The sequence below is a fragment of the Kitasatospora sp. NPDC056273 genome, from assembly GCF_042268845.1.
Taxonomy (GTDB): domain Bacteria; phylum Actinomycetota; class Actinomycetes; order Streptomycetales; family Streptomycetaceae; genus Kitasatospora.
Genome location: NZ_JBHJSJ010000003.1, coordinates 48,869 through 71,396 on the forward strand (window position 1 = coordinate 48,869; position 22,528 = coordinate 71,396).

The 22,528-nt window shown below is 73.1% G+C and carries 20 protein-coding genes; 6 read left to right on the plus strand and 14 right to left on the minus strand.

Annotated features, from left to right (window positions below; all coding sequences use genetic code 11):
• Positions 1-84 precede the first annotated feature (84 nt).
• The 5 genes from ACFCY1_RS03455 to ACFCY1_RS03475 form a co-directional block, all read right to left on the minus strand.
• The gene (locus tag ACFCY1_RS03455; RefSeq protein WP_074004199.1) at positions 85-870 is read right to left on the minus strand and encodes an enoyl-CoA hydratase; all 786 of its coding nucleotides are present in this window, start codon (positions 868-870) and stop codon (positions 85-87) included.
• A gap of 193 nt (positions 871-1,063) precedes the next feature.
• Positions 1,064-3,790 (minus strand): pyruvate dehydrogenase (acetyl-transferring), homodimeric type, encoded by a 2,727-nt coding sequence (gene aceE / locus ACFCY1_RS03460; protein WP_375873339.1) that lies wholly within the window; start codon positions 3,788-3,790, stop codon positions 1,064-1,066.
• A gap of 193 nt (positions 3,791-3,983) precedes the next feature.
• Positions 3,984-4,649: a GntR family transcriptional regulator gene (locus ACFCY1_RS03465; protein WP_049652728.1), complete on the minus strand. Its 666-nt coding sequence runs from the start codon at positions 4,647-4,649 to the stop codon at positions 3,984-3,986.
• 43 nt (positions 4,650-4,692) lie between these two features.
• The gene (locus ACFCY1_RS03470; protein WP_375873340.1) at positions 4,693-5,787 is read right to left on the minus strand and encodes an enoyl-CoA hydratase/isomerase family protein; all 1,095 of its coding nucleotides are present in this window, start codon (positions 5,785-5,787) and stop codon (positions 4,693-4,695) included.
• A 148-nt stretch (positions 5,788-5,935) separates the two neighbouring features.
• Positions 5,936-6,589 carry a TetR/AcrR family transcriptional regulator gene (locus ACFCY1_RS03475; protein WP_049659275.1) on the minus strand — a complete coding sequence of 218 codons (654 nt, stop codon included), beginning with the start codon at positions 6,587-6,589 and terminating at the stop codon, positions 5,936-5,938.
• Between the two features lie 98 nt (positions 6,590-6,687).
• Here ACFCY1_RS03475 and ACFCY1_RS03480 point away from each other — a divergent pair, with 98 nt between their 5' ends.
• Positions 6,688-7,458: an SDR family oxidoreductase gene (locus ACFCY1_RS03480; protein ID WP_375873341.1), complete on the plus strand. Its 771-nt coding sequence runs from the start codon at positions 6,688-6,690 to the stop codon at positions 7,456-7,458.
• A gap of 90 nt (positions 7,459-7,548) precedes the next feature.
• On the opposite strand, the gene fahA is transcribed toward ACFCY1_RS03480, so the two are convergent.
• The 5 genes from fahA to ACFCY1_RS03505 all read right to left on the minus strand — a co-directional run bounded on the left by fahA (position 7,549) and on the right by ACFCY1_RS03505 (position 13,828).
• Positions 7,549-8,772 carry a fumarylacetoacetase gene (fahA, locus tag ACFCY1_RS03485; RefSeq protein WP_375873342.1) on the minus strand — a complete coding sequence of 408 codons (1,224 nt, stop codon included), beginning with the start codon at positions 8,770-8,772 and terminating at the stop codon, positions 7,549-7,551.
• A complete protein-coding gene (locus ACFCY1_RS03490; protein WP_375873343.1) occupies positions 8,769-9,680 on the minus strand; it encodes a hypothetical protein in 912 nt (303 codons plus the stop codon). The genes fahA and ACFCY1_RS03490 overlap by 4 nt, the downstream gene beginning before the upstream one ends.
• Positions 9,677-10,879, minus strand: a complete 1,203-nt coding sequence (locus ACFCY1_RS03495) for a homogentisate 1,2-dioxygenase (RefSeq protein ID WP_375873344.1) — start codon at positions 10,877-10,879, stop codon at positions 9,677-9,679. The genes ACFCY1_RS03490 and ACFCY1_RS03495 overlap by 4 nt, the downstream gene beginning before the upstream one ends.
• Before the next feature lie 140 nt (positions 10,880-11,019).
• A complete protein-coding gene (gene hppD / locus ACFCY1_RS03500; protein WP_375873345.1) occupies positions 11,020-12,234 on the minus strand; it encodes a 4-hydroxyphenylpyruvate dioxygenase in 1,215 nt (404 codons plus the stop codon).
• A 229-nt stretch (positions 12,235-12,463) separates the two neighbouring features.
• Positions 12,464-13,828 carry a phosphoribosyltransferase family protein gene (locus ACFCY1_RS03505; protein WP_375873346.1) on the minus strand — a complete coding sequence of 455 codons (1,365 nt, stop codon included), beginning with the start codon at positions 13,826-13,828 and terminating at the stop codon, positions 12,464-12,466.
• A 319-nt stretch (positions 13,829-14,147) separates the two neighbouring features.
• On the opposite strand from ACFCY1_RS03505, the gene ACFCY1_RS03510 reads away from it, so the two are divergent.
• From ACFCY1_RS03510 to ACFCY1_RS03525, 4 genes are all read left to right on the plus strand, one after another.
• Positions 14,148-14,552: a hypothetical protein gene (locus ACFCY1_RS03510; RefSeq protein ID WP_375873347.1), complete on the plus strand. Its 405-nt coding sequence runs from the start codon at positions 14,148-14,150 to the stop codon at positions 14,550-14,552.
• Positions 14,549-14,959: a hypothetical protein gene (locus ACFCY1_RS03515; protein WP_375873348.1), complete on the plus strand. Its 411-nt coding sequence runs from the start codon at positions 14,549-14,551 to the stop codon at positions 14,957-14,959. The genes ACFCY1_RS03510 and ACFCY1_RS03515 overlap by 4 nt, the downstream gene beginning before the upstream one ends.
• 46 nt (positions 14,960-15,005) lie before the next feature.
• Positions 15,006-15,671 (plus strand): hypothetical protein, encoded by a 666-nt coding sequence (locus tag ACFCY1_RS03520; RefSeq protein WP_375873349.1) that lies wholly within the window; start codon positions 15,006-15,008, stop codon positions 15,669-15,671.
• 213 nt (positions 15,672-15,884) lie between these two features.
• On the plus strand, positions 15,885-16,595 hold the full coding sequence (locus tag ACFCY1_RS03525) for a response regulator transcription factor (RefSeq protein WP_234348413.1): 711 nt from the start codon (positions 15,885-15,887) through the stop codon (positions 16,593-16,595).
• A 141-nt stretch (positions 16,596-16,736) separates the two neighbouring features.
• Here the strand turns inward: ACFCY1_RS03525 and ACFCY1_RS03530 are convergent, their stop codons facing one another.
• Together ACFCY1_RS03530 and ACFCY1_RS03535 are read right to left on the minus strand one after the other, a co-directional pair.
• Positions 16,737-18,452 carry an acyl-CoA dehydrogenase family protein gene (locus ACFCY1_RS03530; RefSeq protein WP_375873350.1) on the minus strand — a complete coding sequence of 572 codons (1,716 nt, stop codon included), beginning with the start codon at positions 18,450-18,452 and terminating at the stop codon, positions 16,737-16,739.
• A 98-nt stretch (positions 18,453-18,550) separates the two neighbouring features.
• Entirely contained in the window at positions 18,551-19,099 is a 549-nt protein-coding gene (locus ACFCY1_RS03535) for a PadR family transcriptional regulator (RefSeq protein WP_074004213.1), read from the minus strand.
• 185 nt (positions 19,100-19,284) lie between these two features.
• Here ACFCY1_RS03535 and ACFCY1_RS03540 point away from each other — a divergent pair, with 185 nt between their 5' ends.
• Entirely contained in the window at positions 19,285-19,758 is a 474-nt protein-coding gene (locus tag ACFCY1_RS03540) for an SPW repeat protein (RefSeq protein ID WP_310593178.1), read from the plus strand.
• Between the two features lie 131 nt (positions 19,759-19,889).
• Here ACFCY1_RS03540 and ACFCY1_RS03545 read toward each other — a convergent pair whose 3' ends face one another.
• Both ACFCY1_RS03545 and ACFCY1_RS03550 read right to left on the minus strand, forming a co-directional pair.
• Positions 19,890-21,296, minus strand: coding sequence for an aspartate ammonia-lyase (locus ACFCY1_RS03545; protein WP_074004214.1), 1,407 nt, complete (start codon positions 21,294-21,296; stop codon positions 19,890-19,892).
• 134 nt (positions 21,297-21,430) lie between these two features.
• Positions 21,431-22,210: a carbon-nitrogen hydrolase family protein gene (locus ACFCY1_RS03550; RefSeq protein WP_375873351.1), complete on the minus strand. Its 780-nt coding sequence runs from the start codon at positions 22,208-22,210 to the stop codon at positions 21,431-21,433.
• Positions 22,211-22,528: the final 318 nt, after the last annotated feature.

Genomic DNA, 22,528 nt, shown 5'->3' on the forward strand with positions numbered 1-22,528 from the left:
GACAGATTTCAGATTTCAACATCTGAAATCTGAAATCTGTCAGCTGTTATCCGTCGGCCGTCAGTTGTCAGCCGTCCTCGGCCGTCAGCGGTTCTGGAACTCCGGCGGGCGCTTCTCGGCGAAGGCCGTCATGCCCTCCTTCTGGTCCGCCGTGGCGAAGGCCGCGTGGAAGAGCCGGCGCTCGAAGCGGACGCCCTCGGCGAGCGTCGTCTCGAAGGCGCGGTTGACGCTCTCCTTCATCATGATCGCGGCCGGGGCGGACATCGCCGCGATCGTCTCGGCGGTGGCCAGCGCCTCGGACAGCAGCTGGTCGGCGGGGACGATCCGGGAGACCAGTCCGGCCCGCTCGGCCTCCTCGGCGCCCATCATCCGACCGGTCAGGCACAGCTCCATGGCCTTCGCCTTGCCGACCGCCCGGGTCAGCCGCTGCGAGCCGCCGATGCCCGGGATGACGCCGAGCTTGATCTCCGGCTGCCCGAACTTCGCGGTGTCCGCCGCCAGCAGGACGTCGCACAGCATGGCCAGCTCGCAGCCGCCGCCCAGCGCGAACCCGGCCACGGCCGCGATCACCGGCTTGCGCAGGGCGCCGAGCCGGTCCCACGGGCCCAGCCAGTCGTCCAGGTAGACGTCCGGGAACCGGTTGCCCTGCATCTCCTTGATGTCGGCGCCGGCCGCGAAGGCCTTCTCCGAGCCGGTGATCACCAGACAGCCGATCTCCGGGTCCCGGTCGAAGGCGGTCGCGGCGGCGACCACCTCGTTCATCAGCTGGGTGTTCAGCGCGTTGAGCGCCTTGGGCCGGTTGAGCGTGATCAGCCCCACCCGGCCCTTGCGCTCGACCAGGATCGTCTCGTAGGTCTCGGTCTCGGTCATCGCCGTCGACTCCCATTTCCGCTGCTCGGCGCCCGTGGGCGCGCCCTGACCACCCAACGATCTACGACGCGCCCCGCCTCGCGCCAGTCTTGGTATGCGAGACGCCGGTCACCAGGGGACGGAGGCGGCGGCACGGGCGACGGGACGGAGGCGGCGCCGGGACGGAGTGCCGGCCGGACGGACGCCGGGCCGGTCAGAAACGGACGCCGTAGCGCTCCGCCGCCTGCCGTACGGTCTCCGCCTTCACCTCGCCGCGGCGGGCCAGCGCGGCCAGCGCCGCGACCGTCACCGACTCGGCGTCCACCCCGAAGTGCCGCCGCGCCGCCGCCCGGCTGTCCGAGAGGCCGAAGCCGTCGGTGCCCAGCGAGGTCCAGTCCTGCTCCACCCACGGGCGGATCTGGTCCGGCACCGCGCGCATCCAGTCGCTGACCGCCAGCACCGGCCCGGGTGCCCCGGCCAGCGCCCTGGTCACGTACGGGACGCGGGCCGCCGCGCCGGTACCGGCCGCGGCCTGCGCCAGGTTGGCCGCGTCGCAGTCCAGCGCCTCGCGGCGCAGCTCCGTCCAGGAGGGTGCGGACCAGACGTCGGCCGCCACGCCCCACTCCTCGCCGAGCAGCCGCTGCGCCGTCAGGGCCCACTGCACGGCGGTGCCGGAGGCGAGCAGTTGGAGCCGCGGCGGGTCGGCGGGCAGGTCGACGGCCGGGGTGGCGGACGACGCGGCGGCGTCCGCTGTGCGGTAGCGGTAGAGGCCGCGCAGGATGCCGTCCACGACCTCCTCGCCGTCCGGGAGCGCGGGCTGCACCAGCGGCTCGTTGTAGACGGTGAGGTAGTAGAACACGTCCTCGCCGTGGGGGTGTTGCTCGCTGCCGCCGTACATCCGGCGCAGGCCCTCGCGGACGATCACGGCCACCTCGTAGCCGAACGCCGGGTCGTAGGAGAGCGCGGCCGGGTTGGTGGAGGCGATCAACTGGGAGTGCCCGTCGGCGTGTTGGAGGCCCTCGCCGGTCATGGTGGTGCGGCCGGCGGTGGCGCCGATCAGGAAGCCGCGGCCCAACTGGTCGGCCATCGCCCACATCTGGTCGGCGGTGCGCTGCCAGCCGAACATCGAGTAGAAGATGTAGAACGGGACGACCGGCTCGCCGTGGGTCGCGTACGAGGTCGCGGCGGCGGTCAGCGAGGCCATCGAACCGGCTTCGGTGATGCCCTCGTTGAGGATCTGGCCGGTCGCCGACTCCTTGTAGTGGAGCAGCTGGTCGCGGTCGACCGGGTCGTAGGACTGCCCGAGCGGGGAGTAGATCCCGGCGGTCGGGAAGAGCGACTCCATGCCGAAGGTGCGCGCCTCGTCCGGGACGATCGGCACCCAGCGGTGGCCGGTCGCCTTGTCCCGCAACAGGTCCTTGACCAGCCGGACGAAGGCCATGGTGGTGGCGATCTCCTGGCTGCCGGAGCCCTTGAACAGCGTCTCGAAGGGCTTCGCGGGCGGGGTGGGCAGCGGGGTGAAGCGCACCCTGCGGGCGGGCGCCGGCCCGCCCAGTGCGGCGCGGCGCTCGCGCAGGTAGCGGGCCTCCGGCGAGTCCGGGCCGGGGTGCGCGTACGGGGGCAGCGGGTCGTTCAACGCGGCGTCCGGAATGGGGAGTTCGAGCAGGTCGCGCATGGCCCGGAACTCGGCTCCGGAGAGCTTCTTCATCTGGTGGTTGGCGTTGCGGGACTCGAAGCCGGGGCCGAGCGTCCAGCCCTTGACGGTCTGCACCAGCACCACGGTGGGCGCGCCCCGGTGTTCCAGCGCCGCACGGTAGGCCGCGTACACCTTGCGCGGCTCGTGGCCGCCCCGGGAGGTGGCGACCGTCTCGATCAGCCGCCGGTCGTCCACGGTGTCGGCGAGCGCCCGCAGTTCGGGCGAGCTGTGGAAGAGGTGCTCGCGGACGTACCCGGCGTCCGAGGCGGCGTAGGTCTGGAACTGCCCGTCCGGCACCTCGCCGAGCCGGCGGACCAGTGCGCCCGTGGTATCGCGGGCCAGCAGCTCGTCCCAGGCCTCGCCCCACAACGACTTGACCACGTTCCACCCGGCCGCGCGGAAGCGGCGCTCCAGCTCCTGCACGATCTTGCCGTTGCCGCGCACCGGCCCGTCCAGGCGCTGCAGGTTGCAGTTGACGACGAACGTGAGGTTGTCCAGGCCCTCCCGGGCGGCCAACGCGAGCGCGGCGGTGGACTCGGGCTCGTCCATCTCGCCGTCGCCGAGGAAGGCCCACACGTGCGAGCCGGAGGTGTCCTTGATCCCGCGCGCGGTCAGGTAGCGGTTGAACCGGGCCTGGTGGATCGCGGAGAGCGGCCCGAGGCCCATCGAGACGGTCGGGAACTCCCAGAACCAGGGCAGCCGGCGCGGGTGCGGGTAGGAGGGCAGGCCGTCGCCGCCGGCCTCCTGGCGGAAGCGGTCCAGCTGGGCCTCGGAGACCCGGCCCTCCAGGAACGCGCGGGCGTAGACGCCGGGGGCGGCGTGGCCCTGCACGTACAGCTGGTCGCCGGAGCCGTCGGCCTCCTTGCCGCGGAAGAAGTGCTGGAAGCCGACCTCGTACAGCCAGGCGGCGGAGGCGTAGGTGGCCATGTGCCCGCCCAGGCCGCCGCGGTGGTTGCCCCTGGTCACCATGGCGGCGGCGTTCCAGCGGTTCCAGGCGGTGATCCGGCGCTCCATCTCCTCGTCGCCGGGGAACTCCGGTTCGGCGGCGGTGGGGATGGTGTTGACGTACGGGGTGTCCAGCAGCGGAGGGACGTCGAGCCGCTGCAGCTCGGCGTGCTCGACGAGGCGGCGCAGCAGGTGGGCGGCGCGGTTCGGTCCGCCGAAGTCGCGGGCGGCGTCGAGGGACGCGCGCCACTCCGCGATCTCCTCGGGGTCGTGGTCGGGAAGCTGGTCGAGCTGGGACACGGGTGGTTCCCCTTTACCGGTGCGCTTCAGGGTGCTTATTCCAGGATGCGGAATAGCATTTCTCTCCATGGAACTATTTGGACGGTAGAGAGTGATCGGGTGGCCCGTCAACCGCTACTGGCGGGTAGTTTGAGCGATGATCGATCATCTCTATGCGAACTTTATGCGGAAGGGCAACCCCGGCCCGAGCGGCTCAGTCGGAGTGCCGGGCGTACTCCAGGACGTGCTCGGCCAGCAGCCGGCCGACCGCCGGGTCCTGCCGCCGGAAGGCCTCGATCAGCGGCCGGTGGTCGGCGGCGTTCTCGTGCAGCTCCGGCCGGACCCGGTGCAGCGACAGCACCGTCCACACCTCGACCCCGAGGCCCTCCCAGGCCCGCAGCAGCGTCCCGTTGCCGGAGGCGGCGACGATCTCGCGATGGAAGGCCACCCCGTGCCGGGCCTGGCCGAGGGCGTCGCCCGCCGCCGCGGCCGCCGCCATCCGTTCGGCGTGCCGCTCCAGCGCGGTGGTGTCCCCGGCCAGCCGGACCACCGCCGACTCGGCGGCCAGCCGCTCCAGCGCGGCCCGCACCTGGTAGACCTCGCGCAGCTCGGCCGGTCCGATCTCGCGCACCCGCACGCCCCGGTTGGGCTCGGCGTCGAGCAGCCCGAGGGTCTGGAGCGCGCGCAGCGCCTCGCGGACCGGCGCCTGGCTGACGTTCAACTCGGCGGCCAGGCGCCGCTCGACGATCCGGTCCCCGGGCTGCCAGCGGCCGTTCAGCAGGCCCTCCAGCAGCAGCCCGCGCACCTGCTCGCCCAGCGGCACCCGGGACAGCGGGTCGGTGCCCCCGGCCGGAGTCGGCGGCGGGACCGGGTGGTTCATGGCGGGCTCCAGGTGTGCCGTGAAAGTGGGGAAGGGGTGGGGCTCAGGCCAGGCCCAGTTCGTCGCCCTCGCGCGGGGCGAGGAAGCGGGCGACGTCCGCCTCCGTCACCTCGGCGAGGGTGCCGGGCTTCCAGCGGGGGTTGCGGTCCTTGTCGATCACCTGCGCGCGGACGCCCTCGACCATGTCGTGGCCCTCCAGCGCGGCGCAGGAGATCCGGTACTCCTGGTCGAGCACGGCCTCCAGCGAGGGGAGCGCACGGGCGCGGCGCAGCGCGGCCAGGGTGGTCTTCACGGCGGTGGGGGAGTTCGCCAGGACGGCCTCGGCGGCCTCCTTCGCCTCCGGGACACCGGAGTTCAGCAGCCGGTCGACGATCTCCTCGACCGTGTCGGCCGCGTAGCAGGCGTCGATCCAGGGGCGCTGGGCGGCCAGTGCGGCGGGCGGCGCGGGCTCGGCGTGCGCGGCGACGACGGCCGCGACGGCGGAGGCGACGGCGGTGGTGCCGGCGGTGGTGGTGTCGGGCGCCGTGGCGGTGCTCCGGCCCAGGGCGTCGAGCAGGTCCGGGATGCGCCGCGAGGGCACGAAGTGGTCCGCGAACCCGCACAGCAGGGCGTCGCCCGGGCCCATCGAGGCCGCGCTGAGCCCGAGGTGGGTGCCCAACTCGCCCGGGGCGTGGGCGAGCAGCCGACTGCCGCCGACGTCCGGGGCGATCCCGATCCGGGTCTCGGGCATCGCGACGGTGGACCGCTCGGTGACGATCCGCACCGCGCCGTGGGCGGACACGCCGACGCCGCCGCCCATGGTGATGCCGTCCATGACCGCGACGTACGGCTTCGGGTAGCGGGCGATCAGCGCGTTCAGCCGGTACTCGTCGCGGAAGAACGCCCGGGTGCCGGCCCCGCCCGCCTTGGCGTCGTCGTGCATCGCGCGGATGTCGCCGCCCGCGCACAGGCCGCGCTCGCCCGCGCCGGTCAGCACGACGGCGCGTATCCGGTCGTCCGCGGCCCAGTCGTCCAGGGTGGCGCGCAGGGCGGTGACCATGCCGTGGGTCAGCGAGTTGAGCGCCCGGGGGCGGTTCAGCACGAGCCGTCCGACGCCGCCGTCCAGGAACGCCTGGACCTCCGCCACCTCTGCGTTCATCGGGCCCGCTCCCGTTCCTCGGTGATGTCGTCGGCGATGCCGATTCCCGCCGTCCACCGTACCGGGGCGGGCGCCCGTTGTGATCACTCGCCCGGCGATCATGTTCCCGACGGGCGCTCCAGGGGCGCTCCGCGGTGCGCGGGAGGCGCTACGGCCAGGCGCGCAGGGCGAGTTCGGCGGTGCGGGCCAGGTCGGCGGGGGTGGCGCCGTCGCGGGCCTGCTGGGACATGCCCTGGAGGACCGCACCGAAGTAGCCGGCCAGCCCCTTCGGGTCGGCCTCCGGCGGCAGTTCGCCGTCCTGCTGTGCCCGGCGCAGCCGCTCCTCGAAGGTGCGCAGGTTCCCGTTGCGTCGCTCGCGCAGCTGGTCCTGGATGACGGCGTCCTGCGGGGTCACATTGGTGGCGGCGGAGATCACCAGGCAGCCGGCCGGATGCGACGGGTCGGCGTAGACGGCGGCGGCCTCGCGCAGGATGCGGGCGAAGGCGCCGTACGCGGTGGGCTCCTCCGCCAGCGCGACGGCCGCGAACTCGCCGGCGGGGGAGTGGCCGTACTGGCGGACCACCTCCTCGAACAGCGACCGCTTGTCACCGAAGGCCGCGTACAGGCTGCCGGGGCGGATGCCCATGGCGGTGGTGAGGTCGGTGACGGAGGTGGCCTCGTAGCCGTGCTGCCAGAACAGTCGGGTGGCCGCGGCCAGGGCCTCGGCGCGGTCGAAGGCCGGCGGGCGTCCGCGACGGGGAGTGCGCGGCGGGCCGGTGGGCCCGTCCGGGGATGCCGTTGTCGCCGCGTGCGCCTCTGTCATGCGCTGAATTTTAGAGCACTCACTCAAGAAGTGTGTGCTAGCGTATTTCTTGATCGATCGCTCAAGAAATAAATGACGCGGCAGGAGGGGGCTCGGACATGGGCGCGGACAGGCTTCAGGGCAAGACGGCACTGGTCACGGGGGGCAGCAGGGGGATCGGCCGGGCCATCGCCCGCCGACTCGGGCGGGACGGCGCCACCGTCGCCGTCGGCTACGCCCGCGATGCGGTGGCGGCGGAGGAGGTGGTGGCGGGCATCCGGGCGGACGGCGGGCGGGCCTTCGCGCTGCCCGCCGCGCTCGGGCGGCACGGCGACGCCGTCGCGCTGTGGGAGGCCTTCGACGTGCGGATAGGCGAGTACGCGCCGGCCGGGGGTGTCGACATCATCGTGAACAACGCCGGGATCGGGCGCAGCTCCGACCTCGCCGGCCTGACCGAGGAGGAGTTCGACGAGGTCTTCGCGGTCAACGTCCGCGCACCGTTCTTCATCGTCAAGCACGGGCTGGAGCGACTGCGTGACGGCGGCCGGATCATCAACATCTCCAGCGGCCTGGCCCGGCTCGCCATGCCGGAGATCATGGCCTACGGCGCCACCAAGGGCGCGCTGGACACCTTCTCGCTCAACCTCGCCCAGCAGCTCGGGCCGCGCGGGATCACCGTCAACTCCGTGGCGCCCGGGATCATCGACACCGACCTCAATGCGGAGTTCCTGGGCGATCCGGAGGCGCGGGCCTGGGCGGCCTCGGTCGCCGCGCTCGGCCGGGTCGGGGCGCCGGAGGACATCGCGGACGTCGTCGCCTTCATCGCCTCGGACGACGCGCGGTGGATGACGGGGCGCGTGGTCGACGCCACCGGCGGCTCGCGGCTGTAGGCGGGAGCCGCCGGCGGTGGGATGACAGATAACAGCTGACAGATGATGAAATCTGTCAGCTGTTATCTGTCAGCTGTTGGTCGTGAGCCCTCAGCCCCGCACGCGCCCGGTGACCTCGCCGAACCCGATCACGGTGCCGTCCGGCCCGGGCGCCGTGGCGGTGATGGTCACCTCGTCGCCGTCCTCGAGGAACGTCCGGGTCGTCCCGTCCGGGAGCTTCAGCGGCTCCTCGCCGTTCCAGGTCAGCTCGATCAGCGCGCCCCGGGTGTCCCGCTCCGGCCCGCTGACCGTCCCCGAGGCGAACAGGTCGCCGGTGCGCAGCGAGGCGCCGTTGACCGTCATGTGGGTCAGCTGCTGCTGCGCCGTCCAGTACATGGTGGCGAACGGCGGCCGGGAGACCTGGTGCCCGTTCAGCCGGACTTCCATCGCCAGGTCCAGGCCCCACGGTTCGCCGCCCCGGTCGTCCAGGTACGCCAGCGGCTCGACGTCGCGCTCCGGCGGCGTGACCCGGGCGTGGTCCAGGGCGTCCAGCGGCACGATCCACGGCGAGATGGAGGTCGCGAAGGACTTGCCGAGGAACGGGCCGAGCGGCACGTACTCCCAGGCCTGGATGTCGCGCGCCGACCAGTCGTTGAGCAGGCAGACGCCGAACACGTGCTCGCGGAAGTCGTCCAGCGCGACCGGCCGGCCCAGCTCCGACGGCGTGCCGACGACGAAGCCGACCTCGGCCTCGATGTCGAGCCGGCGCGACGGCCCGAAGGTCGGCGCGGCGTCGGCGGGCGCCTTGCGCTGCCCGGACGGCCGCACCACCGGCGTGCCGGAGACCACGACCGTGCCCGCCCGCCCGTGGTAACCGATCGGCAGGTGCTTCCAGTTGGGGGTGAGCGGCTCCGAGCCCGGGCGGAAGATCCGGCCCAGGTTGGTGGCGTGGTGCTCCGAGGCGTAGAAGTCGACGTAGTCGGCGACCTCGAACGGCAGGTGCAGCTCCACCTCGTCGGCCGGCAGCAGCGCCGGCGACAGGGCCTCGCGGAAGGACTCGTCGGTGAGCCAGGTGGTGAGGTCCGCCCGCACCCGGCTCCAGACCGGGCGCCCCGCCGCCATCAGCGGGTTGAGCGAGTCCGCGTCCAGCAGCACCGACGGCGCTCCGGCCGCGCGGGCGGCCGCCCCGGCGTCCAGCACGAAGTCCCCGACGCGCACGCCGATCCGGCGCCGCCCGGGCTGGTCGGCGGCGGTGAAGACGCCGTACGGCAGGTTGTGCACGCCGAACGGCGAGTCCTGGGCGCTGGCGAGCCAGCTGCTGGGGGTGGTGCTCAACGGTCCTCCTGGTGCAGTGGACTGGGCGACGACAGCAGGCCGAGCGCGGCCAGGTCACCCAGGGGCTCGGCGATGCTACAGGTGCCGAACGCGGTGAACGAGTTGCGGATCACCACGATCTGACGATCCGTCAGTGCACGTGCCGCCTTGGCCAGCACCTCGCCGTCGCGTTCCGCCAGCACCGCCGCCGCGGCGGCCCGGTCGGTCTCCTGCGCGGCCAGCAGCACGTTCAGGAAGCCGTGGTGCTCGAAGCCGGTCTCCGGGTCGGTGTGCCGGACGGCGTTGTGCAGTCCGGCCGTGCACTTGTACGGCAGTCCGCGCTGCGCGCAGCCGGTGAGGAAGGCGGCCAGTTCCTCCTCGTCCGGGAAGGCCTCGGCGACCAGCCCGCCGGTGCGGAACTTCGCCCGGTACGGGCTGTCCACCAGCACGTCCAGGACGGCGTCCAGCCCGTCCCCGCGCAGCAGTTCGCGCGGGAGTTCGACGGCGGCGGGGACGTCCGGGGGCAGCAGCCGGTCCAGCGCGGCCACCGCCTCGGCGGCGTCCCGGGTGGCCAGCTCGACGCCGGCCAGCTCGAACGGTGCGGCGGCGGCGAGCGCCGGGGCGAGCTCGATGCTGCCCCCCGGCAGCACCAGCCCGACCTTGAGCGGCCGGTCGCCCGCCACCACCGAGTCGTCCGCCCCCGCGGCGCCCGGAACCGTGCCGGCCGAGACCGCCGCGGCCAGCTCACCCAGTCGGCCGGCCCCGCAGAGGAAGGGCCCGACCGCCTCGGCGTACCAGGCCGCACGGTGCGCCCGGTGCGCGGGCACCGCCTCGGCGAGCGGCAGGTTCCCGGGCGGGAACACCGCCGCGTCGTCGAACAGTCCGCGGAACAGCTCGGGGATCACACCCCCCGAAGGCAGCGCGTTCATCGCCCGGGCCCCCGACCGGCCCAGGTCCAGGCGTAGTTGGCGTCCTCAGTGGCCCGGCCGCCCTCGCCGAGCTCCAGCGGGCGGAAGGTGTCCACCATGACGGCCAGCTCGTCGAAGAACTCCGCGCCGATGCTGCGCTCGTACGCCCCCGGCTGCGGCCCGTGGGTGTGCCCGCCCGGGTGCAGCGAGATCGAGCCCTGGCCGATGCCGGAGCCCTTGCGGGCCGCGTAGTCGCCGCCGCAGTAGAACATGACCTCGTCGCTGTCCACGTTGGCGTGGTAGTACGGCACCGGGATCGCCAGCGGGTGGTAGTCCACCTTGCGCGGGACGAAGTTGCAGATCACGAAGCCGTTGCCCTCGAAGACCTGGTGGGCCGGCGGCGGCTGGTGGATCCGGCCGGTGATCGGCTCGAAGTCCTTGATGTTGAACGCGTACGGGTACAGGCAGCCGTCCCAGCCGACCACGTCGAACGGGTGGTGCGGCACGGTGTAGCGGGTGCCCGCGACTCCGTTCGGGCCGCGGTGCTTGACCAGCACGTCGACGTCCCCGGGGGCGTCCACGACCAGCGGGCCGACCGGTCCGCGGAAGTCCCGCTCGCAGTACGGCGCGTGCTCCAGCAGCTGCCCGTACTTGGACAGGTAGCGCTTGACCGGGGTGATGTGGCTGTTCGCCTCGATGCAGTAAGCGCGCAGCGGCTCGTCCCCGGCCGGCACCCAACGGTGGGTGGTGGCACGGGGGATGACCACGTAGTCGCCCTGCCCGACCTCGATCGAGCCGAACACCGTCTCGACCGTGCCGGAGCCGGACTCCACGTACACGCACTCGTCGCCGAGCCCGTTGCGGTAGAGCTCGCTCGGGGCCCCGGCGGCGACGTACGAGATCCGCACGTCGCCGTTGCCGAGGACGAGCCGGCGGCTGCCGACGACGTCCGCGGACTTCCAGTCCTGGTCCGCGAACAGCTCGTGCAGCTTGAGGTGGCGGGGGAGGAGGGGGTGGTTGGGCACCGTGGACTGGTCCGGCAGCTCCCACGGCACCGCGTTGACCACCGCCGAGGGGATGCCCCGGTGGTAGAGCAGTGAGGAGTCCGAGGAGAACCCCTCCTCGCCCATCAACTCCTCGTAGTACAGCCCGCCTTCGGGGGTGCGGTGCTGGGTGTGCCGCTTGGGCGGGATGCTTCCCAGCTGCCGGTAGTACGCCATCTCCGTGGTCCTCCTCGACCGTTCGGCAGAGATCCGTTCGTCAGAGCCTGCCAGAGCCTGTCAGGGCCCGGACAGACCCTTGTCAGGGTCCGTCCGGGCTTCTACAGAGCTCGTTGGGGCCCGTCAGAGCCCTCGGACGCTCACAGGTTGCCGCGTCGGTCCTGCTCGCGCTCGATGGACTCGAAGAGCGCCTTGAAGTTGCCCTTGCCGAAGCCGAGCGAACCGTGCCGCTCGATGAACTCGTAGAAGACGGTGGGGCGGTCGCCGATCGGCTTGGTGAAGATCTGCAGCAGGTAGCCGTCCTCGTCGCGGTCGACCAGGATGCCGCGCTTCTTCAGCTCCTCGACCGGCACCCGGACCTTGCCGATCCGCGCGCGCAGCTCCGGGTCGTCGTAGTAGGAGTCCGGGGTGGAGAGGAACTCCACGCCGCGTGCCCGCAGCACGTCCACGGTGGTGAGGATGTCGTTGGTGGCGAGCGCCATGTGCTGGCAGCCGGGGCCGGTGTAGAACTCCAGGTACTCGTCGATCTGGGACTTCTTCTTGGCGATGGCCGGCTCGTTGAGCGGGAACTTCACCCGGTGGTTGCCGCTGGCGACGACCTTGGACATCAGCGCGGAGTAGTCGGTGGCGATGTCGTCGCCGACGAACTCGGCCATGTTCACGAAGCCCATGACGCGGTTGTAGAACGCCACCCACTCGTCCATCCGGCCCAGCTCGACGTTGCCGACGGCGTGGTCGAGGGCCTGGAAGAGACGCTTGGGCGAGCCCTCCGGGTGGGTGACCCGGCTCTCCGCGACGACGTAACCCGGCAGGTACGGGCCGTGGTAGCGGGAGCGGTCGATCAGGGTGTGGCGGGTCTCGCCGTAGGTGGCGATGGCCGCGCGGCGCACGGTGCCGTTCTCGTCCGAGACGTCGTTCGGCTCCTCCAGCAGGGTGGCGCCGGTCGCGCGGGCGTGCTCGATGCACTTGTCGACGTCCGGGACCTCCAGAGCGAGGTCGACGACGCCGTCGCCGTGGCGGCGGTGGTGGTCCAGCAGCGGGCTGTCCGGCTGGACGCCGCCCTTGATCACGAAGCGGCAGGAGCCGGAGCGGAGCACGTACGCCTTGCGGTCGCGGCGGCCGGTCTCCGGGCCGGAGTAGGCGACCAGCTCCATGCCGAAGACGACCTGGTAGAACTGCGCCGTCTGGGTGGCGTTGCCGACCACGAAGACGACCGCGTCCTGGGCCGTCACCGGGAAGGGGTCGGCGGCGGCGTCGTGCTCGACGAGGCCGACGAGGCGGCGCAGCTGGTCGGCGTCAAGACCGGCCTCGCGCTCCTCGGGGGTCAACTCAAGGGCGTGGGACTGCGGGGTCATCGCTCGTTCCTCCACTTCGGGCCTCGCCGTCGAGGCTTCCGCTGGATCGCGACCGCACCGAACGGGTGGGCGGTGTGGTTGCGGAGAGCTTGCTCCTGTCGGGGTGGTTGGGCAACAGGTCGGATTTTGACTGCTCAATGTGTACAAGCTGATCAGAAATTCCCGCTGTCAGCTGCGCAAAATGCGCTGCTCACCGGGGGTGAAGCACGAAGTCTGCGCAATGGGACGGTCACGCGCTCCCGGGGCCGACGGGGCGCGGGAGGTGGCGGAGGAACCAGTCCGCGGCCAGCTCGGCGACCCGGTCCAGGGTCCCCGGCTCCTCGAACAGGTGGCTCGCGTGCGGTACCACCGCGAGCCCGGTCTCGCAGCGCAGTCGGCCCCGGGCCCGCCGGTTGAGGTCGAGCACGGTGGGGTCCAGCGACCCGACCACGAGCAGGGTCGGGGCGCGGACCCGGGCCAGGGTGTCGGGCGCGGCGAGGTCCGGGCGGCCGCCCCGGGAGACCACGGCACGCACCGCCGGGCCCAGTTCGGCGGCGGTGTGCAGCGCGGCCGCGGCGCCGGTGCTGGCACCGAACAGGCCGAGCGGCAGGCCCCGGGTCTCGGGCACGGTGGCGTCCGGGCCGCCCTCCGCCGGGCCCAGCCGCCGGGCGACGGCCGTCAGCCGGCCGCCCAGCAGCGCCACGTCGAACACGTTCCGCCGGTCGGGCTCCTCGGCCTCGGTGAGCAGGTCGAACAGCAGCGTGGCCAGCCCGGTGCGGTTCAGGTACTCGGCGACGTGCCGGTTGCGCGGGCTGTGCCGACTGCTGCCGCTGCCGTGCGCGAAGACGACGACGCCGCGCGCGCCGGCCGGGACGGTCAGCCGGCCCGCGAGGCGGACCCCGGCGCCGGGTAGCGGCAGCTCCCGGTCGACCCCGGCGGAGGCCCCGGGCGGGTCGCCACGGGCGGCCTCGGCCAGCAGCCGCAGCACCTCCTCGTCCTCGGTCTGCGAGAAGTCGGCGTAGAACTCGCCGATCGCGTAGAACGGGGACGGCGTGTCGACGCAGACCAGCTCGTCGGCGACCTCGTCGAGACGCTCGGCCCAGTCCGCGGGCGCGACCGGCACCGCGAGCACCACCCGGGCCGCGCCGCGCTCCCGGACGATCCGGCAGGCCGCCCGGGCGGTGGACCCGGTGGCGATGCCGTCGTCCACCACGACCACCGTCCGTCCGCGCAGGTCGGCGGGCGGCCGGTCACCCCGGTAGCGGCGGGCCCGGCGCGCAAGCTCGGTGCGCTCGCGCCGTTCCACCTCGGCCAGTTGGCCGTCCGTGACCGAGGAGAACCGGATCACCTGCTCGTTCAGCACCCGGACGCCGTCCTCGCCGATCGCCCCCATGCCCAGCTCGGGCTGGTACGGCACGCCGAGCTTGCGGATCACGCAGATGTCCAGCGGTGCGCCGAGCGCCGCGGCGACCTCGGCGGCCACCGGCACGCCGCCCCTCGGCAGCGCCACGATCACGGTGTCGGGGCCGGCCAGGTGGCCGAGCCGGGCGGCCAGCCGACGGCCCGCCTCGGTGCGGTCGGCGAAGCGGGTGAAGTGGGTTCCGGTGACGTGCATGACACGGCCTCCGGTTCCACCGTACGTCGTTCCGGGCGGCTCGGGGCGGTCGCGGACGGGGGCTCCCGGGGTGCGCGCGGAGGGCGGTGCGAGGGATCGGGAGCCGCGACCGGACCGGGGGCGCGACCAGGGCGCGACCAGGGCAGGACCGGGGCGGGACCGGAGCGGGATCCGGCCGGGACGGGGCCGGGATCCCGGGTGGGATCGGGTCGGGAGCCGGACGGGACGACACCCCCGTGTGGCCGGGACAACGGGCGGCGCACGGTGGATCACAGAGGCGGACCGCAGCGCCCGCCCGCGACCGGAAGGAGCGCCCGTCATGTCGGGCACCGTGATCACCGACCTGCGCCGCCGAGGCGCCGTCGACCCCGGCCGCCTGCTCGCCGGACCGCTGCGCGGCGTCGGCCTGCAACGGCTCGACCCGGGCCGGCGCACCGAGGTGGCCGCCGACGGCGTCGAGCACGCGCTCTACGTCACCGCCGGCTCCGGTCTCGCCGAACTGCCCGAGGGCGCCGTGCACCCGAACCAGCCGAACCAGCCGGACCACCAGGACCGCCAGGACCAGCCGGAGCGTGCCGAGGCCGGCCTGCCGCTGGTCGAGGGCACCGCGATCGTGCTGCCGCTCGGCTCGCGGACCGTGCTGACCGCTGGCACGGCCGGACTGGAGTACTTCCACGCCGTCCTCGCCGTCCCGCCCTCCTCCGAAGAAGGTGACCCCAGGTGATCGTCACCACCGACACCGGCGCGGCCATGGTCGTCATCGGCCCGAACGGCGAGCGGGTACGGATCCGCTCCCTCGCCCGGCGCCCGATGCTCGCCAGTGCCTGCGAGACCTTCGACCACCTGCGGCTGAGCCCCGGCGCGCACCACGTGATCCCGGGCCGACCCGACATCGAGACCGTCCTGCACGTGCTGCGCGGAGCCGCCGTCATCGGGCAACTCTCCGACGAGACCGACCACTTGGCCTCCGTGGGGGACCTGCTGATGGCCCACCGCGGCCGCACGCTGCACCTTGAAGCCGGACCGCTCGGCGCGGAACTGCTCTGCCTGACCCTCGCCGTCCCCCGGCACACCGCCGGCGCCCGGGCCGCCCCGGCCCGCCGCCGCGCCACCCGCCGCGACCGGCCCTGACCGGCCCCGACGGGTCCTGCCAGTTCTCGATCCGAGGAGACCCCTCGTGATACTCGTCCCCGCTGCCGTCCCCCGCACCGCGCCCGCGTTCCAGCGGCTGATCGACCCCGAGCAGCGGCCGGCCGTCCGCGCCGGACTCACCGTCGAGGCGCTGCCGCCGGGCGTCCGGGTCGAGCAACTCCCTTACGAATCCGTCGAATCGGTGACGGTGGTGCTCTCCGGTCGGCTGCTCGCGGCCGGCCGGATCCTCTCCCCGGGCGAGGCGCTGCACCACCGGCCCGGCACCTCCTACCGGCTCACCGCCGTCCGCGGCGCGCCGACCGCCGTGCTCACCGTCCGCCCCACCCCGCCCCGGGCCGTCATCCCGGCCCAGCGGTCGGGCTCCGCACCCGCCCCGAGCTGGCGGCAGGTGGAGGTGGGCACCGTACGGCTCGACCCGGTCGGTGTCTGCGGACCGTACGCGGACCGGGCCGCCGACGCCTTCCTGGTGGTCCTCTCCGGAGCCTCCTCCTTCCTCGGCGAGCTCGGTGAAGTGCCGCTGCTCTCCGGCGACTTGGTCTACGTCCGGGCGGGGGAGCGGTACGGCCTCCGGGCCGGCCGCCGTGGACCGGTCACCGCCGTCCTGGGCCGCGTCGGGACCCCCGGCGCCGCCCTGGGGCCGGAGTGGGACAGCAGGCCCATGCGCTCGGGGCAGGCCGATTCGCAGGGGTGAGAGTGCGAGGCCGGGAGGCCGCGGCGAGATGACAGTCGACAGCTGACAGAGTTCAAAATCTGTCAGCTGTCGACTGTCATCTGTTATCCGTCCGCCCGCCCGTCCGTCGCCCGTCCATCGCCGTCGGGTGCGGCGGGCGGCGGGCCGACACGCGGAGGGCTTCACGCGCACGTCACGGAAAGTCACGCGATCGCCGCTGATAGTGTCGGCCGGGTGGATGAAGAACAGCCGGTGGAACCCGCGGACCCGGCCGGAGACCCGCCCGTCCGTGTGCTGATCGTCGACGACCACCCCCTGTTCCGGGAGGGGCTCAAGGCGGCACTGGAGAGCGCCGAGGGCGTCCTCGTGGTCGCCGAGGCCGAGCGGGTCGCCGACGTTCCGGGGGCGGTCGCCCGGCACCACCCCGACGTGGTGATCATGGACCTCTCGCTGCCCGACGGCTCCGGACTGGAGGCCGTCCGGCAACTCGCCACCCGGGAGGCGCCGCCGCCGGTGCTGATGCTGACCATGTCGGACGACGACGGGAACCTGCTCGCCGCCCTCCAGGCGGGCGCGCGCGGCTACCTGGTCAAGGGGGCCGGGCGGGAGGAGGTGCTGCACGCGGTGCGGACGGTCGCGACGGGCGGCGCGGTGTTCGGCGGCGAGGTGGCCGGACGGATCACCGCCCTGCTGGCCGGGGCGAGGATGCGGGAGGCGGGGCAGCTCTTCCCCGAACTCACCGCCCGCGAGGCCGAGGTGCTGGGCCTGGTCGCGCGCGGGCTGGACAACCGGCGGATCGCCCGGGAGCTGGTGGTCGCGGAGAAGACCGTCCGCAACCACATCACCCACATCTTCGAGAAGCTGCACGTCGCCACGCGCGCCGAGGCGGTCGCCCGGGCCCGCGACATGGGCCTCGGCGACGGCCGGACCTCCCCGGAGCGGTGAACCGGAGCGGTGAACCGAGGGGCGCACCGGGGCGGTGAACCGAGGGGCGAACGGGGAAGGTGAACGCGGGCGGTGGGCCGGAGAAGTGAACCGGGGGTGCCGGCCCGCCGACCGGCACCCCCGGAGTCCTGCCGCTCCGCCCTACGGCCGCATCTCGTACGCGCCGGAGAGCGCCTCGACCCGCTCCCACACCCGCGCGTCCCGCGCCGGGTCGGCGACCGGGCGGCGCACGTTCGTCAGCGCCCAGGCGGCCTGCTCCTCGGTGGCCGAGGCCTTGCCGTGCAGCTCGGTGGCGTGCGCGGAGAAGTCGCGGACCAGCGCGTCGAAGATCCGGTCCAGCACGTCGCCGCCGTCCTCGGAGGCGGTCAGGCCGGTCAACTCGGCCTGCTCCAGCACCAGCTGGCCGTAGACGATCAGCGCGAACAGCTGGCCGATCTCCAGCAGGAAGTCCAGGTCCGCCTGCTGCTCCTTGCTCGGCGCGTTCTCGAGCAGCAGCGCGCAGAAGCCGTCGGCCTGCTCGCGGAAGCGGGCGACGTTGGGCAGCGCGGCGTGGCGGTCGTAGGCGGCGCGCCAGTCGTGGAAGCGGATCGCGCCGAGGCCGCGGGCCGGGCCCTGCCGGAACAGGAAGTCGTCGTCGGCGGCGTCCAGGCGGCTCGGCACCGGGGCGTAGTCGGCCGGGGCGAATAGGTAGTTGCCCATGAACTTGAGGATCAGCGCCAGGTTGACGTGGACGGTGCCCTCCAGCTTCGGCAGGCCGCGGATGTCCTTCGCGGCCTTGTCGAAGTAGGTGTCCGCCTCGAAGCCCTTGGCGGCGATGACGTCCCACATCAGGTCGATGACCTTCTCGCCCTCGGTGGTGACCTTCATCTTGGTCATCGGGTTGAACAGCAGGTAGCGGCGGTCCTCGGGGGAGGCGGTGCGGAAGTAGTCCACGGCCCGCGCGCTGAACAGCTTCATCGCCACCAGGCGGACGTAGGCGTCGGTCAACTCCCGCTTGACGTGCGGGAAGTCGGTGACCCGCTTGCCGTACAGCACCCGGTTGTGGGCGTGCGTGACGGCCTCGTACATCGCGTGCTCGCAGATGCCGATCGAGGCGGTGCAGAGGTTGAACTTGCCGACGTTGACGGTGTTGAGCGCGGCGTCGAAGGCGGCCTGGCCGGTGTGCAGCACGTCCTCGGCGCGCACCGGGTAGTCCTCCAGGCGGAACTCGCTGACGTACATCTGCGCGTTCACCACGTTCTTGACCAGGTGGTACGCGTCGTGGCGGCTGTCGGCGGCGAAGAAGACGTAGCCCTCCGGGCCCTCGACGTCCGAGCGGCGGCCGAACACCGAGACCAGGCCGGCCACGTTGCCGTTGCCGATGTAGTACTTGGAGCCGGTCGCGGTGAAGCCGCCCTCGCCGTCCGGGGTGAGGATCATGTCGGTGGAGTAGATGTCCGCGCCGTGGGTGCGCTCGGAGAGGCCGAAGGCCATCACGTGGCCCTCGGTCAGCAGCTTGGCGGCGCGGGCGCGGACCGCCTCGTTCCCGCTCTGCCAGACCGGGCCCAGGCCCAGGATGGTGACCTGCCAGGTGTACCAGTAGCCGAGGCCGTAGAAGCCGAGGATCTCGTTCAGCTCGGCGATGCGGGCGGTGTCCCAGCGCTTGTCGGGGTCGGCCGAGGCGGGGGTCAGGAACTCGGCGAACAGGCCCTCCTTCGCGGCGAAGTCCAGGAAGTCGGCGTACCAGCTGCGGTCGATGTAGGTGTCGATCAGCGCCTTCTTGCCGCGGGACTCGAACCAGTCCACCGTCGCGCGCAGCAGCCGGCGGGTCGGCTCGTCGAACTGTGCGGGGTCGTAGTTGCGCGGGTTGAAGAGCATCGAGGGGCTCCCGGGGGTCGAGGGTGTGAGGAGGGGCGGGCGGCAGGGTTCGGCGGTCGCCTGACATCCGTCAGTCGTCGGCTGTCCGCCGTCCGCCGTCAGCCGGCGGAGGAGAGGCGGCGCAGGGTGGCGAGCACGTCGTCGAGCCAGGCGAGGGTCATCCGCTCGTACTCGATGCCGCCGCGCAGCACCACGTGCTGCAGCTGCTGCCCCGCGTCGAGCGCGGTGGCGTCGGGGAAGTCCCGCTGCTCGCCGTGCAGGTAGCGGGCGAGCAGGGCGGCATGGCCCTCGCGGTGCCGTTCGACCTCGGAGATCAGCGCGGCCGGGTCGTCGAAGGCGGCGGCCCGGATCTTGACCGCGAGCTCGTGCCGGACGGTCTCCGGTTCGACCGGTTCGCGCAGCCAGCCGGCCAGCGCGGCCCGTCCGGCCTCGGCCGCCGAGTAGACCTTCTTGTCCGGGCGTCCGTCCTGGCTGACCTCCTGCGCGGCCACCCAGCCGTCCGCCTCCATCCGCCGCAGCACCCGGTAGATCTGCTGGTGGGTGGCGGTCCAGAAGCGCCCGATCGAGCGGTCGAAGCGCCGGGCCAGCTCGTAGCCGGAGCCGGGCTGCTCCAGCAGTGAGACGAGGATCGCGTGCTCCAGTGCCATGGCCCGCATCCTGCTATGCAACGAGTTGCATAGGCAATGGCGACCCGGACGGTTGAGACGCAGGTCACCGGCGTGATCCGATGGTTATCGGTTATTCCGGACTATTGGGTGCAAATCGTTGGATAAGAGCCAGAATGGGTACGGGGCAAGCGCCTTACCGGTTCCGACCACAGGAGGTGGTATCGGTGGCAACCCATATCCCGACGACGGGCATGGAGCACCATCCGGACATCGTCGAACTGCGCGAACGCTACGAGCGGGTCACCTCGACCCCCCGCGCTCAGGGCATCGAGGCCCTGGCCGTCCTGGCCGGCCTCTTCCTGGCGGCATCGCCGTGGATCGTCGGCTTCACCGCGTACAACACCCTGACCGTGACCTGCCTGATCGTCGGGCTGGCCTACACGGCTCTGATGGCCGGCTACGGGTCGGCCTACGAACGCACCCACGCGCGGGCCTGGGCGGCCGCCGCGCTCGGTGCCTGGACGATCATCTCCCCGTGGGTCGTCTCCGGGTCCGTCGCGCACGGCAAGAACATCGTGACCTGCGTCATCGTGGGCGCCGTGATGTTCCTGCTCGGCCTCGCGGCGATCTCGATGGCGACCATGACGTCGAACGGAGCATCGATGCGGCGCGGCCGGGCCGGTCGCGCCAAGGGCTGATCTTCCCCGCAGCCCGTGACCGGGGCGCGGAGGGCGCAACCGCCCGCCGCGCCCCGGCGCGCGTCCTCCGGCGAAGGCGAGGCCGGCGACCGGGACCAAGCCGTGTCACAGCCGCCGGCCGGCCCGGCCCGCTAGGGGTGCGTCATCCGCAGCACGTCCAGCGCCTCGTCCAGCTGCTCCACGGTGAGCCTGCCCTGTTCGACGTAGCCGCGCTCCAGCACCACCTGACGGATCGTCTTGCGTTCGGCCAGCGCCTGCTTGGCGACCTTCGCGGCCTCCTCGTACCCGATGTAGCGGTTCAGCGGGGTCACCACCGAGGGCGAGGACTCCGCGTACTCCCGGGCCCGTTCGACGTTGGCGGTGATGCCGTCCACCGTCCGGTCGGCCAGCAGCCGGGCGCTGTTGGCGAGCAGCCGCACCGACTCCAGCACGTTGCGGGCGAGCACCGGGAGCATCACGTTCAGCTCGAAGTTGCCGCTCGCGCCCGCCAGGGTGACCGTCGCGTCGTTGCCCACCACCTGGGCGGCGACCATCAGCACGACCTCGGGCAGCACCGGGTTCACCTTGCCCGGCATGATCGACGAACCCGGCTGGAGGTCCGGCAGGTTGATCTCGCCGAGCCCGGTGCGCGGACCGGAGCCCATCCACCGCAGGTCGTTCGCGATCTTCGTGAACCCGACCGCCACCGTGCGCAGTTGACCGCTCAGTTCGACCAGGGCGTCCCGCGCGCCCTGCGCCTCGAAGTGGTTCCTGGCCTCCGTCAGCGGCAGGTCGGTGGCGCGGGCGACCTCCGCGATGACGGCCTCCGGGAAGCCGGGCGGGGTGTTGATCCCGGTGCCCACCGCCGTGCCGCCGAGCGGGAGTTCGGCCACCCGGGGGAGGGTGGCCAGCAGCCGCTCCCGCCCGTGCCGCACCTGCGCCGCGTAGCCGCCGAACTCCTGGCCGAGCGTGACGGGCGTGGCGTCCATCAGGTGGGTGCGGCCCGACTTGACCACCCGGGCGAACTCGGCGGCCTTGCGCTCCAACGCCTCCGCAAGGTGCTCCAGAGCCGGGACCAGGTCGTGGGTGACGGCGCCGGTGGCGGCGATGTGGATCGAGGACGGGAAGACGTCGTTGGACGACTGGCTGGCGTTGACGTGGTCGTTCGGGTGGACCGGCCGGCCCAGCCGCTCCCCGGCCAGGGTGGCGATCACCTCGTTGGTGTTCATGTTGGACGAGGTGCCCGAGCCGGTCTGGAACACGTCCACCGGGAACTGGTCGTCCCAGCGCCCCTCCGCGACCTCCTCGGCCGCCGCCGCGATCGCCTCCGCCGTCTCCTCGTCCAGCACCCCGAGCCGGGCGTTCACCCGGGCGGCTGCCGCCTTGATCCGGGCCAGCGCGGCGATGTGCGCCCGCTCCAGCCGCTGACCGGACACCGGGAAGTTCTCCACCGCCCGCTGCGTCTGCGCCTGCCACTTCGCGTCGGCCGGCACCCGGACCTCGCCCATCGAGTCGTGCTCGATCCGGTACTCCTGCGGCTTCTCCTGCTGGCCACCCATCGCGCGCTGCACCTCCTGTACGGGCCCGACCGGGCCCGGAACGGATCTCCGATCACCACAGCCGCGAGCGGGGCCCGGGTATTTCCGGTGGGGGTGACCCGGTTCCGGTTCTGGTCCCGGTTCGGGCCCGGCGCCTACTGCCGGGGCAGGCCGGTACGGGCCACCTCGGCGCGGACCAGCCCGCCCGGGGCGGTACCGGCCTGGGCGACGAGGCCGCCGCCCGGGGCCCAGACGCCGGAGCCGCCCGAGCTGTCCGGGTACTCGCCGGTGGCCCCGGCGCAGGTCGCGAGCACGCACCACACCCCGTGGGCGGCGGCCCGGTCGCGGACGTGGCCGTCCCGGCGCTCGGCCTGGGCGGCGCCGGGCCCGTAGAGGGTGGAGGCGACGTAGGCGTCGATGCCGAGCGCGGCGGTCTCCTCGGCGTGCGTCGGATCGGCGGCGTCCGCGCAGACGGCGAGGCCGAGTCGCAGACCGTCCAGCTCCAGGACGACGGGCTTCCCGCCCGGGGTGAAGCGTTCGACCTCGGCGCCGTGCAGGCGCATCTTCCGGTAGACGACCTCGGCGCCCTCCCCGGTGACCGCCAGCGTGGCGATGGACTCGCGCCCGTCGGCCTCGACCACCGGCGCCCCGACCAGGGCGACGGCGCCGGCGGCGGCGCAGGCCGCCACCAGCGGTGCGAGCCGGGTGTCCGCCGGGTCGACGGCCGGTGCGGCCAGGTCGTAGCCGGTCAGCGACAGCTCGGGGAACACCACCAGCCGGGTGCCCGCCTCCCGTACCGCCTCGGCGTGCAGGGCCACGTTCTCGGACACGGTGTCCGGACGGCCGGCGGCGGCGCAGACGGGCTGGGCGACGGCGACCGTCAGCGGCCCGGGCACGGGACGCGCGGGCACGGGCGGGTTCGCGGACGAGGGCATGGCGGGGCCTCCGGCGGGCGGGGTGGGGTGATCGCGATCAACCTATGCGCCCGCCGAGGAACCGGGCAACAGAGTCCGGACGAGGAGCTGTGCAGGTGGACGGGGTTCCCGGGGCGGATCGGACCGATCTCACTCGAAGGAGTGAGATCCCCGGCGGGTGCTTCAAACGGCCGTACGCCCCTCCATACGCTCCAGACCGGGCCGGGCGGACTCCGGCCGGACCCGGATCGCCGCAGCTCGGCCCGGGGGGACCAGCGCGAAGGGGCGGACGGACGGATGACCACAGGACACGGCCAGAGGGGCGGAACGGGTGACGGG

Excerpts from the sequence above, each read along its gene's own strand:
- ACFCY1_RS03475 (WP_049659275.1), bottom strand. The coding sequence starts at position 6,589 with ATGACAGAGGCGCACGCGGCGACAACGGCATCCCCGGACGGGCCCACC.
- ACFCY1_RS03530 (WP_375873350.1), bottom strand. The coding sequence starts at position 18,452 with ATGCTCTTCAACCCGCGCAACTACGACCCCGCACAGTTCGACGAGCCG.
- ACFCY1_RS03480 (WP_375873341.1), top strand. The coding sequence starts at position 6,688 with ATGGGCGCGGACAGGCTTCAGGGCAAGACGGCACTGGTCACGGGGGGC.
- ACFCY1_RS03545 (WP_074004214.1), bottom strand. The coding sequence starts at position 21,296 with ATGGGTGGCCAGCAGGAGAAGCCGCAGGAGTACCGGATCGAGCACGAC.
- hppD (WP_375873345.1), bottom strand. The coding sequence starts at position 12,234 with ATGACCCCGCAGTCCCACGCCCTTGAGTTGACCCCCGAGGAGCGCGAG.
- ACFCY1_RS03550 (WP_375873351.1), bottom strand. The coding sequence starts at position 22,210 with ATGCCCTCGTCCGCGAACCCGCCCGTGCCCGCGCGTCCCGTGCCCGGG.
- ACFCY1_RS03495 (WP_375873344.1), bottom strand. The coding sequence starts at position 10,879 with ATGGCGTACTACCGGCAGCTGGGAAGCATCCCGCCCAAGCGGCACACC.
- ACFCY1_RS03510 (WP_375873347.1), top strand. The coding sequence starts at position 14,148 with ATGTCGGGCACCGTGATCACCGACCTGCGCCGCCGAGGCGCCGTCGAC.
- ACFCY1_RS03535 (WP_074004213.1), bottom strand. The coding sequence starts at position 19,099 with ATGGCACTGGAGCACGCGATCCTCGTCTCACTGCTGGAGCAGCCCGGC.
- ACFCY1_RS03470 (WP_375873340.1), bottom strand. The coding sequence starts at position 5,787 with ATGAACGCAGAGGTGGCGGAGGTCCAGGCGTTCCTGGACGGCGGCGTC.
- ACFCY1_RS03465 (WP_049652728.1), bottom strand. The coding sequence starts at position 4,649 with ATGAACCACCCGGTCCCGCCGCCGACTCCGGCCGGGGGCACCGACCCG.
- ACFCY1_RS03455 (WP_074004199.1), bottom strand. The coding sequence starts at position 870 with ATGACCGAGACCGAGACCTACGAGACGATCCTGGTCGAGCGCAAGGGC.
- ACFCY1_RS03490 (WP_375873343.1), bottom strand. The coding sequence starts at position 9,680 with ATGAACGCGCTGCCTTCGGGGGGTGTGATCCCCGAGCTGTTCCGCGGA.
- ACFCY1_RS03505 (WP_375873346.1), bottom strand. The coding sequence starts at position 13,828 with ATGCACGTCACCGGAACCCACTTCACCCGCTTCGCCGACCGCACCGAG.